Origin of the sequence: Staphylococcus sp. GDX8P80P (assembly GCF_017893095.1) — a bacterium.
Taxonomy (GTDB): domain Bacteria; phylum Bacillota; class Bacilli; order Staphylococcales; family Staphylococcaceae; genus Staphylococcus; species Staphylococcus borealis.
In genome coordinates this window covers 1-12,628 of the sequence record NZ_JAESMI010000024.1, presented here as the reverse complement: position 1 = coordinate 12,628, position 12,628 = coordinate 1, and the positions used below count along the sequence as shown (strand labels likewise).

The 12,628-nt window shown below is 31.8% G+C and carries 12 protein-coding genes; 4 read left to right on the top strand and 8 right to left on the bottom strand.

Going from position 1 to position 12,628, the window contains the following annotated elements:
* The 5 genes from KA858_RS03385 to tadA all read right to left on the bottom strand — a co-directional run.
* Window positions 1–550 (bottom strand): YSIRK-type signal peptide-containing protein (locus KA858_RS03385; protein ID WP_245342022.1); only part of this gene is annotated, 550 nt, incomplete at its 3' end.
* Between the two features lie 283 nt (window positions 551–833).
* Entirely contained in the window at window positions 834–3,389 is a 2,556-nt protein-coding gene (locus KA858_RS03380) for a fibrinogen-binding adhesin SdrG C-terminal domain-containing protein (RefSeq protein WP_210135016.1), read from the bottom strand.
* Between the two features lie 354 nt (window positions 3,390–3,743).
* The gene (locus KA858_RS03375) at window positions 3,744–4,310 is read right to left on the bottom strand and encodes an NADPH-dependent FMN reductase (RefSeq protein WP_053031100.1); all 567 of its coding nucleotides are present in this window, start codon (window positions 4,308–4,310) and stop codon (window positions 3,744–3,746) included.
* Window positions 4,311–4,332: 22 nt separating this feature from the next.
* Window positions 4,333–5,202: a Cof-type HAD-IIB family hydrolase gene (locus tag KA858_RS03370; protein ID WP_210126272.1), complete on the bottom strand. Its 870-nt coding sequence runs from the start codon at window positions 5,200–5,202 to the stop codon at window positions 4,333–4,335.
* A 133-nt stretch (window positions 5,203–5,335) separates the two neighbouring features.
* Window positions 5,336–5,809, bottom strand: coding sequence for a tRNA adenosine(34) deaminase TadA (gene tadA / locus KA858_RS03365; RefSeq protein WP_210126273.1), 474 nt, complete (start codon window positions 5,807–5,809; stop codon window positions 5,336–5,338).
* Between the two features lie 63 nt (window positions 5,810–5,872).
* Between tadA and KA858_RS03360 the strand changes: the two genes are divergently transcribed.
* Window positions 5,873–6,490, top strand: coding sequence for a deoxynucleoside kinase (locus KA858_RS03360; RefSeq protein WP_210126274.1), 618 nt, complete (start codon window positions 5,873–5,875; stop codon window positions 6,488–6,490).
* The gene (locus KA858_RS03355) at window positions 6,483–7,145 is read left to right on the top strand and encodes a deoxynucleoside kinase (RefSeq protein ID WP_210126275.1); all 663 of its coding nucleotides are present in this window, start codon (window positions 6,483–6,485) and stop codon (window positions 7,143–7,145) included. The genes KA858_RS03360 and KA858_RS03355 overlap by 8 nt, the downstream gene beginning before the upstream one ends.
* 54 nt (window positions 7,146–7,199) lie before the next feature.
* Here KA858_RS03355 and KA858_RS03350 read toward each other — a convergent pair whose 3' ends face one another.
* Both KA858_RS03350 and KA858_RS03345 read right to left on the bottom strand, forming a co-directional pair.
* The gene (locus KA858_RS03350) at window positions 7,200–7,901 is read right to left on the bottom strand and encodes an HAD family hydrolase (protein WP_210126276.1); all 702 of its coding nucleotides are present in this window, start codon (window positions 7,899–7,901) and stop codon (window positions 7,200–7,202) included.
* A gap of 470 nt (window positions 7,902–8,371) precedes the next feature.
* Window positions 8,372–9,640: a Fic family protein gene (locus KA858_RS03345; protein ID WP_210126277.1), complete on the bottom strand. Its 1,269-nt coding sequence runs from the start codon at window positions 9,638–9,640 to the stop codon at window positions 8,372–8,374.
* 741 nt (window positions 9,641–10,381) lie between these two features.
* Between KA858_RS03345 and KA858_RS03340 the strand changes: the two genes are divergently transcribed.
* Both KA858_RS03340 and KA858_RS03335 read left to right on the top strand, forming a co-directional pair.
* Window positions 10,382–10,558 carry a hypothetical protein gene (locus KA858_RS03340; RefSeq protein ID WP_154392029.1) on the top strand — a complete coding sequence of 59 codons (177 nt, stop codon included), beginning with the start codon at window positions 10,382–10,384 and terminating at the stop codon, window positions 10,556–10,558.
* Window positions 10,559–10,643: 85 nt separating this feature from the next.
* On the top strand, window positions 10,644–10,826 hold the full coding sequence (locus KA858_RS03335) for a hypothetical protein (protein ID WP_245336091.1): 183 nt from the start codon (window positions 10,644–10,646) through the stop codon (window positions 10,824–10,826).
* 196 nt (window positions 10,827–11,022) lie between these two features.
* Here the strand turns inward: KA858_RS03335 and KA858_RS03330 are convergent, their stop codons facing one another.
* Entirely contained in the window at window positions 11,023–12,099 is a 1,077-nt protein-coding gene (locus tag KA858_RS03330; protein WP_210126278.1) for a branched-chain amino acid aminotransferase, read from the bottom strand.
* Between the last annotated feature and the right edge of the window lie 529 nt (window positions 12,100–12,628).

The following is a 12,628-nucleotide window of genomic DNA, read 5'->3' as shown; positions in this document are numbered from 1 at the left end:
TTGTGCTTTCTTTACTTGCCTTCTCTTCTGTTGAAGGTTGTTCTGTTGTGCTTTCTTTACTTGCCTTCTCTTCTGTTGAAGGTTGTTCTGTTGTGCTTTCTTTACTTGCCTTCTCTTCTGTTGAAGGTTGTTCTGTTGTACTTTCTTCAGTTGCCTTCTCTTCTGTTGAAGGCTGTTCTGTTGTACTTTCTTCAGTTGCCTTCTCTTCTGTTGAAGGCTGTTCTTGACTTACTTCTTCAGTAGCGTTTTCATTTGTAGTTGATTGTTCTGCACTAGTATTAGTTTCTTGCGTTGAATTTTCTTGTGAAATTGCGTTCTGAGATGTGTTTGATTGATTGCTAGCATCTTCTTCAGATGCTTTTGAATTACTTTGATTTTCTCCGCTTTCAGTTTGATTAGTTTCAGCAGCTTTAGCTACATCATGTCCTGCACCAAAGATTAATGTTGCACCAACTAAAATTGATGCCGTCCCCACTGTGAATTTTCTTATCGAATATTTATTTAATCTATTCGGTAAGAAATCTAATCGTTTATTCGGCTTTTTCTTCAAATAACTCACACCCCTATTTTCCAAATTTATTGAGTACAATACTCATACAAACCTTATCACTTTTTGTATATTGTTACAATATATAAATCTGATTTTTAAAAAAACATTAATTTGTCCACGCTAAATAACTTTAGAAAATTATATAATTTTATTATATTATTTAATAACATTTAAATTTGGTATTCATTTACTATAAAATCTAGCGTCATACTTATTATTACCATAATTAGCATTTAAAAAACCCGCAGTTTCACACTACGGGTTAATTTCATACATTTATTTCTTAGTTATTCTTTTTATTTCGCTTTCTACCTAATATTAGTGATGCTATACCTGCAATTAATGTTCCGAATAACACTCCATTTTTCTCTTCGTTGTTTCCTGTTTCTGGTAATTCACTATTATCTGGATCTGCGTCGGCATCGCTATCAGAATCCGCATCGCTATCGGCATCGGCATCACTATCCGCATCTGCATCGCTATCGGCGTCGGCATCACTATCCGCATCCGCATCACTATCTGCATACGCATCTGCATCGGCATCAGCATCCGCATCTGCATCGGCATCCGCATCTGCATCGGCATCGGCATCGCTATCGGCATCCGCATCCGCATCACTATCCGCATCTGCATCTGCATCAGCATCTGCGTCGGCATCAGCATCAGCATCACTATCCGCATCCGCATCGCTATCTGCATCTGCATCTGCATCTGCGTCGGCATCAGCATCACTATCTGCATCGGCATCGCTATCGGCATCTGCGTCGGCATCCGCATCTGCGTCGGCATCTGCATCCGCGTCGGCATCACTATCTGCGTCAGCATCCGCATCACTATCTGTATCGTCACCATTACCGTTACCATTACTTGTAGCAAATGTTATATTATTACCATACTCTGCTGTATCATCTGTACCATAATATTTATTAGATGTAACCATAGACGCCCATTGTTCGACATTTACATTACCTTCAGCGTCTGGTTGATACTTACTAACTACTTTGATGATATATGGCGTATTAATATCTCCAAAATTAATTGTAGCCGTATTATTATTATTTATAGTCACTGGATATTCATTAGTAACATCTTCATATTGAGAATAATTATAAATTCTATTGCTATCTGGAAGATATTGATTTGATGCCACTTTATAAATTTTAATCTCAGTATTGTTATCTATAATTGTACTACCATTTGGTCCATTACCATTGATTGTGACATCTGTATTTTTAGCTGTGTATCTTAATGGATTGACATATACCGTTTGTTCAACGGTTTGATTATCTAAATCAAGATGAGTGAATATACTTTGGATATTTGAATCCCCTTTGACTCTAGGATACTGATAATCAACTGTGAAATTTTGATTATAAGCAGTATTAGCAGTCTTAAAAGTCATATCGATGTTAGTATTTCTTGTTGGCACTTTTGATTTATCAATAAACGATGATAACGATAGCGTCCCTTTAACATTTGAGTGTGTATCAACAAAATCTGTAAATGTATATGTTGCGCGTTTAGTTGCATTATCATATGTGCCTGTTGCGATAATGTCACCATTGCTATCTGCAATATCTGGCACAAAGTATTCATCAGTTAAGTCTGACGGGATTGTATGTGGATCATAATCAATTGTCATTGTATCTCCACTATTTACAGCATCATCAACAGCAATATCTGAATGATATGTTATTGGTTCACCATCATGTGCGTGAATTACACCGTCATTGTTATGGCCTTCTTCTATATATTGATTTGAGACCTTAATTAAATCATTTACATTTTGACCTTGTCTAGCAGCAGCTAATTTATTCACAGCTAATCTACTTTTTGGTTGTACAGAACGCGTTGTATTTACATCACTCGTTGTCGCATATGTAGCCTCGGAATCTTTTTTATTAGAGTCAGCCTTAATGAGCGCACTTAGTAATGCTTTATTATCAACTTGATTATAGTCAATATTAAGGTTGTTAACATTTTCACTAGCCTCTACAATTGAACTACCAGTATTCTCAGCTACAAAATTTGTTAATGCTTTCTCTTTTTCTGTATTATCATTAGTATTATTTAATTTTGTCTCAGTATTTTCAAATGATGAATCTAAACCTGATGCACTAACTGTCTTAAAATCATTATTATCTTCTACAGATGTTGGTTCGTTTAAGTTAATATTTGAAGTTTGGTTGTCTTTCTCTTCTTGGCTATCTTCCAAGTTTGAATCATCATTGATTTGAGTAGCGTCACTTTCTATGCTTGATTGATTATCTTTATGAGTTAAACCTGTTGACTTTTTTGATTCTTGGTTTGTAGTAGATGTTTCTACAGTAGGTTGTTCTGACTTAGCTTCATTAGTTATATCCCTATCTGAAGTTTGCGTACTGCTATTCTCTTCTGTAGAAGTTGAATTTTTAGTAGCTTCTACACTTTCATTTAAGTTTTCTTGAGAACTCACTTCTCGCTTTGGTAATTGATGTTCACTTTCTTGTTTACTAGTTTCATTTGAGTTTTTATTGTTTGATACGGAATTAGAATTATTATCTGCATCTGTTGCTACATTTTGTTTTGTAGTGTCAATTTGTTCTGGTTTCACTTGTGATAATGTAGCACTCTCGGATGTTTGTACATGACCTTTTGCTTTTACATCTTGCGCTTCATTCGTATCTATAGTTGTGGAAGCTTGCTCTTTTTCAGCTGCTTTTGCTTCATCATGAGCACTTCCAAAGATTAAAGCTGTCCCTACTAATATAGATGCTGTCCCTACTGTGAATTTTCTAATTGAGTATTTATTTTGTTTATTCGGTAGAAAATCCAATCTCTTTTTTTGTTTATTTTTCAAACAGACCACTCCCTAAAAGAATTATAAATTGACCTAATTTAACCGTTTATTTAATTACTTAAATTTAAAAAATGAATTAAAAGATTATGCTCCAAACAATTGAAAGCAATTAAATATATTTAAACTATACCATGGATATACTTTTAAAAACCATATAATTATAAATTAATATCAAATTCAATTAAAAGATGAATATAAATTCATATAATTAAGTTCAAAAAAATATCCTTTGTATTGCAATCTATATAATCGTCTGAAATATTCTTTTTAAAACAATAAAAAAAAGAACGATAAAAATCGTTCTTAAAAACTAGTTTCTACTATTATATATGTGTACTTCTAGATAATTAAATTTTATTTTAAATGTTCATATGGACTATTATTCACAAATGATACAATTTGGTCTACAAATAATTTTGCGCGCAACTGAAATTGGTCATCATCAAGATACAATGTACCATCTTCAAGTTTACTGTAATCTGAATCGTGTGTAGCAATTTGTGTCGGTACCGCGATACCTAGTAAACTGCGAACAATGACACGTAAATGTGATAGTGGTTCTGAACTAACAATACCACCACTATTGCCAATTAGCCCTACTGGTTTCATTTTAACGTAATCCATATTGATATGATCTAATGCATTTTTAAGAATGCCAGAGTAAGAACCATGATAATTAGGTGTGCCAAGTACTAAGAAGTCTGCTTCCATAACTTTAGTTTGAAAGTCTTTTGCATTTGCTTTAATTTCTTCTGTTGAATGGGTTGTTCCTGAAAAGTCTAACTGATTTAAAGGTCTTTCTGCTAAATCAAATATATCAACATCTAAATCATGTGTATCAAATTGACCCACTAAATATTTAGCAAGCGCATTCGTATGTGAGCCTACTTTTGCACTACCAACAATAATAAGTCCTTTCATTTCTTCTAAACACCTCTTAATATTAATTATTTTCTTCTTGTAATAGTTTCATAATGGCTTTACCTACACCATTATTTTCGTTAGTATCTGTGACATATTTAGCAACGGCTTTTACTTCAGGCATTGCATTTTCTACTGCCACCGGATAACCTACACGTTCTAACATTGACACATCATTTAAATTGTCACCTAATGCCATAACGTCTTTTAAATCAATATTTAATTGATCTGCAATAGACGCTAACGCTATTCCTTTTTGAGCATCAGAGTGGGTAATTTCAAGGTTACCACGTGATGAAGATGAGATAGCTAAACTTGAAATTGCTGAGAGTTCTGCCCCTATCTTGTTTATTTTCTCTAAATCCGGGTTAAAGGCAAGGACTTTCATAATTAGTTCGCCTGGAATATTTTCAATTTCCTCATAACTATCTACAACTTTCAACGTCCCATTATCTATACGCTTTTGAATGCCGTTTTTAATCTTTTCAACATCCGCTTCTTGTCCTGCTTGTTTAGCAATATCTAAATATATATCTAAATCTTTAGTAGGATCTTCTGTGTAAATCCCTCTATTAGTGTAAATTTGATAGTATACATCTTCATGGTTCAAGATGGATTTTATGCGTTCCACTAATTCATGATTTAAGTTAGAGGTACTCATAATATTAAACGATTCATCACGTACTTCTGCACCATTTAAACAAATGTATGGCACACTTAAATCTGTTTCAGCTACAGGTGTGTTCGCTTCATAGAATGCACGACCTGTCGCAATGGCAACTGTTATTCCTTGTGATTGTGCAAATTTAATCGCATCAACATTTTCTTGTGAAATTTCATGTGCAGCATTTAACAATGTGCCATCCATATCTGTTGCTATTAATTTAATCATACAGTTACCTCGTTTCATTATCTTAATTAAACGCTATTTATTTTGAAAAAGTATCATCTGAAAGTTTTTAAACCTCAATTTTGACACCATATTCACGTGTATTATTTTAACAAATATAAAACAATTTGTACGCTTACTTGTTCGTTTTAGACTTCTTTAATCGTAATTCTCGAAAGAAGTTACGTAATAGATCTCCACATTCTTGTTCACATACACCACTAACCACTTCAGCTCTATGATTAAAGCGTGACTCTACTAGTAAATTCATCAAGCTACCACCACATCCACCTTTAGGGTCAGAAGCACCGTAAACCACTTTAGGAATTCTGCTCATCACGATAGCACCTGCACACATGACACAGGGTTCCAACGTTACATATAAGGTGCAACCTTCTAAACGCCAACTTCCAATGGTATTAGACGCTCGTTCAATCGCTATATGTTCTGCATGTGCAGTCGGAAGCTGTGCAGTTTCTCTTAAATTATGTGATCGTGCTATAACTTCATCATTTTTAACAATAATTGCACCTATTGGTACTTCTCCAATATTTTGCGCTTTTTTAGCTTCTTCAATCGCTAATTTCATGTAATATTCATCATTTGCCATGTGTGTTATACCTCACTTATGATACAATACTCATTGTCTATTTTAACATTTGGAGATGTGATTATGAACAAACCATTTATCGCAATTGAGGGCCCTATTGGTGTAGGTAAATCCTCCCTAGCTCATATGCTTAGTCAGTCATTAAATTACTATGAAGAAAAAGAAATAATTGATGAAAATCCATTTTTGTCTGATTTTTACGATGATATCTCTAAATGGAGTTTTCAAACTGAAATGTTCTTCCTTTGTAATCGATACAAACAAGCGAAAGATATCGCAAAAATGACACAAGGCGTTGTTAGCGATTATCATATTTATAAAAATAAAATATTTGCCCGTAACACTTTAAGTCATCATGAATTTGATAAATTTGACCGCATTTTCGATATTTTAACAGAAGATCTTGAAATGCCTAACATGATTATTTTTTTAGATGCAGATTTGAATGTTTTGAAACAAAGAATCGCTAAACGTAACCGTAGTTTCGAGCATCATATCGAAGATAACTATTTATTGAATTTAAAAGAAGATTATTTAACATTTTATAATGCGATGAAGTGTGAAGGTGCGAATGTTGTCTTAATTAATACAAGTGATATTGATTTTGTCAATAACGATTCAGATTATCAATCCATTTTAGAAAAAATAAGACCTATGATAGGAGCAATTAAAAATGAATAATTACAAAGTACCTCAAAATGCAATTATCACTATTGCTGGTACAGTTGGTGTTGGTAAATCAACATTGACACAAGCGTTAGCCGACAAACTGAATTTTAAAACTTCTTTTGAAAATGTTGATCATAATCCTTATCTCGATAAATTTTATGATGACTTTGAACGTTGGAGCTTTCACTTACAAATCTACTTTTTAGCGGAACGCTTTAAAGAACAAAAGCGTATGTTTGAATATGGTGGTGGATTTATACAAGATCGTTCTATTTATGAAGATGTAGATATTTTCGCGAAAATGCATGAAGAACAAGGCACTATGAATAAAGATGATTTCAAAACCTATTCTGAGTTGTTCAATGCTATGGTAATGACACCCTACTTCCCTAAACCCGATGTATTAATTTATCTTGAATGTGATTATGATGAAGTCATTGAACGTATCAAAGCACGTGGTCGTGATATGGAAATTAATACAGACCCAGAATATTGGCAAAAATTATTTAAACGCTATGAAGATTGGATTAATAACTTTAATGCTTGTCCAGTAGTACGTGTAAATATCAATGAATATGATATTCACGAAAATCCTGACTCATTAGATCCAATTATTGATAAAATCGCACATGTCATTAATACGTACCGTAACGTAGATAATCGATAATATCTAAAAACGCTACACAATATTGGAATCCTTGTGTAGCGTTTTTTTATAACCTTATTTATTTTCACTAAATTGTTTTAAGACTTCGGGCACACTTACCGCTGTATCTATAATCACATCAGCGTCGACTAACTCTTCTTTTTTAGCAATACCACTCAGTACACCAATAGCTAAACCTAATTCAGCATTTACCTTTGTCTTCATATCATTATTCGTATCACCAACAATCACTACATCTTTAGGTTTCACGTCATAGTGGTCAAACAATGGATTAAGTACTGCCGGATTGGGCTTTTCAGCAGCATGTGTTTCTGTTGAAATCACTAAGTCAAATGCATCTTTTGAATTTGTATCTTCTAAAAACTGCAAGACGCCTTTTCTAGAATCACTTGTAACAATACCAATTTTATAGCCGTCTTTTCTCAATGATTGAATCATATCGTATACACCATCAATCCAGTTATTCTCAGGAACACGCGTATCAACAAGTTCCTGGCTCGTATTACGTGTCCAAGTTGAGACATCTTGACCAACAACATTATTGAAAGCTTTAATCATTTCATCTAGCGAGCCTGAACCCATCACAGAATCAGGAACAATTGCATCATCGAGAATACCCAATTGTCGATGCGCAACTTCTTTATCGGCGACTGGGTATTCATCTAAAAGACTATCTACTAATCTTATGCCGATTTTCTCCCAACTCTTGTCAAACTCAATTAACGTCCCGTCTTTATCAAATAATATCCATTCCATTTACATAACACTCCTATAATTCGTAACTTTAATCCTTCTATTGTAATACAGATTTTCATTTTAGACTTAATAGAACGATTTACAATTCCAATTTCCCATTATTTAGTATATGTATCTGTTAGACGTTTATCTTGGGGCTTTGGATGTATCATGTTATATCAACAATTTGCAATGAAGTTGAATCAATTACGTATTTTCAAAAAGAATAAAAATTATCATGTTTTTAATTAATATGGTTATATAAAGTTCACCCCGAAAATTAGATTTCAATCTAACTCTCGGGGTGATGATAATTTTGAAAATAATTATTTAGGTTCGCCATGTACTAAAATACTACTAATAAAGTCAATCGCTTTTTTAATGAAACCGAATACGTCTGTCATTGGATTCCACTCCTTCATTAATATTTAAATTATACTTTTATTGTAAATACCTGAGGATAAATTTGGCGTTTATTGCGTAATTGCCTATTAATGATGCGTATTTGTCTGCTTATATATTTGGTTTGTAGTGTGATGCATTGTCAGTAATTCTTGTACGTAACTGTCTTTCACCTCGTAAACAACAGGATTTCTTTTTAACTTAATTAATTTGTTTTCATATTTGTTTATGACTTCATTAACTTTATTTCTTGAGTAGCCAACTATGTTTTTTACTTCTTTAATACTCATTCTAGAGTATTTACTTCCAAATATTTTGTCTTGAAGTAATATAAAAAGAACATTTAAATCATATTTATTTAATGCTTGTTCATTAAGAGACTGAGTAAGTCTTGTAATGATGTCTGTATTATTTTCAAACGTTTCTATAATATTATTTTGTCCTTCAATAAGTAATTGCATCATATCATCAATAAAATTTGTTATTTCACCTTTATTAAAATAATCAGATGCTTCTTGAAATGCTTTATAATATTTATTTTTATTATGATTTACGACGTATGAAAAAGTGAGTGCTGTAAACGAATCCAAGTTATCATTAAGTAATTTGGCTAAAATATATCTTCCTACTCTTCCATTTCCATCGTAAAAAGGGTGTATGTACTCAAACATATAATGACTAGCTAATATTTTATAAATACTGGGTGCTTCATAATCTTTAATAAAACTTAATAAAATGGTTAGATATTCATAAATTTCTGGTTCATTAAATTCATTTCTATGAACCCATTTACTTTTAGAATTGTCGTAGACACCGATAGAATTTTTTCTAAACAAATTTCCATCTGGTAAATCTTTTTCTAGAATTTCACAAGCAACAATTGAATCAAAAATATGACGTATATCTGTGATTGTATTGATTTCAACGTCATCATTTTCAATCATAATATATTGATTTACTAATCCATCAAAACGCTTATTCTCACCTTTTGTTTTGTTCAGTGACGCAGCAATCTCTTTTTTTGTACTTTTTATATTTTCAATTTCATTTGTACTCTGGAGTTCATTGATTAATAAATGTTTAATATATGCTTCATTCGCGACTTTAGGCAAAGCTGAGGAAAGTTGCTTAATTCTATCTGAGTTTTTCAAGACCTTTTCAAGATTAATACCTAATGATCGATTTAGAACAAAGAATAGAGGATACTCTATGCCTCTTTGTTGTTTCTCGTCCTGAATTGGATGAATGGCAAAGTCGGTAACATAACTTGAATAACTATTTAACCGCATATTATATTCTGTTTCCACATTATCCCAACCATACATATGAAAGAGCTTTTTTAATGGTTTGTATTCCACGTGATACACCTTCTTACTTATCATATATTTAAGTATCCTTTTTTGATACCAATATTATACATAATACGTTATATATAAAAGTATGATCTTTAATTTGAATAACACCATGCTTAAAATATAATATTAATCCCTCCAACATGTCTGTACTTTAAACATAGATGAATTAAAGAAACTATAAATAAAACTGATTATATAAAAATGTTTAATTCATGTTTTTAATATTTTATGTTATTTTTATATTTATAAACAATGTTAAAATCATTAGTGATCATAAGATAAAATATATGCCTAAAGATAAGAAATGCCTTTTTTCGCTAAATATTTAAGTAACTAAATGATTTAATAAATCAAACTTTCTCATACAGTATTTATTAATATATGCCATATCTTTTTTGAATGGTTGAAATTCAATAGTTGAGATTTTCATGAAAGGTTGCATAATATATGTCAAAATCTAAATTGAGATTAATTCTAAATATTATATATTTTGGATCAATCATATTACTTTGTATTTTTATGTGGATAACAGATATTCATATTCTTACAAATATTTGGGGAATTATACTTTTTTGGACATACATTTTCATTTTTCAATTTATAATCGATCACTACGCACCTAAACAGAAAAAACATGATGATAAATAGCTATATATACTTTGAGTTTTTAAAATTTATTAAAAAGCTGCATAATTAAAATGTGGGAAATTTTTAAAATGACTTAAAAATGTAGGGGTGTCTGTGATGAAATACAGAATAATTGCAGGTGTTATATTTTTAATAATACTAATTGTTGCTACGTTTTATGTTCAGCCAATGCTTACTTTAGATAATCAATTATCAAATTTAATATATATTTTAGTATTAGTTATTATTGGTGCTGTATTAGGCTATATTAGTCGGCGTTTAGATGGGAAATAGCTAATTACTGTTTCGAGATCTACCAAATTTATAACGATCTCCATTTAAAAACATTTTCTTAATGATGCTAAAGGAGAGATTGATAATGAAAAAATATCAAATAGCCTTAACGATTAGTTTGGTATTATTGAACATATTCTCAATTATTTTCATCGCATTTTTTCATATTCCATATGGTAAGACCATTTTCTATTCTCTTTTCTTAGTTATAATTATCGTTTTTTTCTTTATAGATATGAAAATTGAGAAAGATAATGGTAAAAATTGAACAAGTAATACATTAAAATTTAAATAATCAAATCTTTAAGTTCCAAATATTTAAGTCCATAAGGTCAAAGTATTCAATTATCTAGTCGCTTATTTTAGATATCATTCAAAAAGCATAAGCTCAAACCATCACAATTGAATAAAATAAAAAGCTAGAAACCTCAATTACTTGAGATTTCTAGCGCAATAAACATACTTTATTTATATTCTGGGACAACTACACGCCAACCATGCGTATCTTCTAATTTACCACTTTGGATGCCAGTGTATGTGTCATATAATTTTTTAGTAATTTCGCCAGGTTCGTTATTGTTGATGACGATTTCTCTATCTTCATATTTTAAAGTACCTACTGGTGAAATCACGGCAGCTGTACCTGATCCGAATACTTCAGTCAATTCACCTTTGTCGTATGCTTCAAATAACTCATCGATTGATACTTTACGTTCTTCAACTTCATAGCCTAACTCTTTCGCCAATTCAATGATTGATTTACGTGTAATACCTGGTAAGATACTACCATTTAAAGCAGGTGTAACTAATTTTCCATTTTCAACGAAGAAAATGTTCATACTACCAACTTCTTCAACATATTTTTGTTCTACACCGTCTAACCATAGCACTTGGTCATAGCCTAAATTATTAGCATTTGTTTGTGCTAGTAAACTTGCTGCATAGTTACCTGCTACTTTAGCAAATCCTACGCCACCACGTACGGCACGAACATATTCATCTTCAACGTAAATTTTAGTTGTTTTTAAAGTGTCTCCGCCGTAATAAGCACCTGATGGAGATAAAATGATTAATAATTTATATTGATGAGATGCTCTTACACCTAAGATACCTTCAGTGGCAAATACAAATGGACGAATATATAATGATTGTCCTTCGCCTTCAGGAACCCAATCGCGTTCAACGTCTACTAATTGTTTTAAACCTTCTAGTAATAATTCCTCATCTACTTTAGGCATCTCTAGACGTGCTAATGAATCATTAATACGTTTGAAGTTTTGATCTGGTCTAAATAATACAACTTCACCTTTATGTTTATATGCTTTTAAACCTTCAAATACAGCTTGTCCATAATGAAGACCTTGTGCAGCTGGTGAAACTTCAAATGGTGCATAAGGAACAATTTTTAAATCATGCCAACCTTGATCTGCATCATAATCAAAACTTAACATGTAATCTGTGAAGTATTGACCGAATCCTAAATTACCTTCTGGTTTTTCTTTAAGCGCGTCGCGTTGTTCAAATTTTACTTTTTCTGACATGATGAAAGCCTCCTAAATCATTCTAAGTTAATAATAGTATATTAAATTATAGCAATCTCATAATGGTGATTCAATAAATTTTCTAAAAATTCAAACTAAATATCAATTGTAAACCCTTACTTCAAAAATAACATACTTCAATAATAAATTTAAATCCATCTTCGAAATTGGAAATTAGCCATTTAGAAAAATGTAAAATGAATAATAGTACATAGTTGCATGCTCACACACTTACGTAAATAGTTCTAAGATAGATTACGAAACATAGTTGCGAAGACTCCTAGGAGAGCTTTAATTTTAATGAACCTATGAGCAATAGCTCTTAGGTAAGTAGTTCTAAAATGGGTAATAGAACGTAGTTGAGCGACGCCTGAGGGAGTTTGAACGATTGATGAACGTAACTGCTCACACACTTACGTAAATAGTTCTAAGATAGATTACGAAACATAGTTGCGAAGACTCCTAGGGGATCTTTAATTTTAATGAACCTATGAGCAATGGCTCTTAAGTAAGTAGTTCTAAAATGGGT

Bases quoted from the DNA above. Each gene is read 5' to 3' on its own strand.
- KA858_RS03370 (WP_210126272.1), bottom strand. From the start codon at position 5,202: ATGATTAAATTAATAGCAACAGATATGGATGGCACATTGTTAAATGCT.
- KA858_RS03335 (WP_245336091.1), top strand. From the start codon at position 10,644: ATGAAAAAATATCAAATAGCCTTAACGATTAGTTTGGTATTATTGAAC.
- KA858_RS03355 (WP_210126275.1), top strand. From the start codon at position 6,483: ATGAATAATTACAAAGTACCTCAAAATGCAATTATCACTATTGCTGGT.
- KA858_RS03330 (WP_210126278.1), bottom strand. From the start codon at position 12,099: ATGTCAGAAAAAGTAAAATTTGAACAACGCGACGCGCTTAAAGAAAAA.
- KA858_RS03375 (WP_053031100.1), bottom strand. From the start codon at position 4,310: ATGAAAGGACTTATTATTGTTGGTAGTGCAAAAGTAGGCTCACATACG.
- KA858_RS03360 (WP_210126274.1), top strand. From the start codon at position 5,873: ATGAACAAACCATTTATCGCAATTGAGGGCCCTATTGGTGTAGGTAAA.
- KA858_RS03340 (WP_154392029.1), top strand. From the start codon at position 10,382: ATGAAATACAGAATAATTGCAGGTGTTATATTTTTAATAATACTAATT.
- tadA (WP_210126273.1), bottom strand. From the start codon at position 5,809: ATGGCAAATGATGAATATTACATGAAATTAGCGATTGAAGAAGCTAAA.
- KA858_RS03350 (WP_210126276.1), bottom strand. From the start codon at position 7,901: ATGGAATGGATATTATTTGATAAAGACGGGACGTTAATTGAGTTTGAC.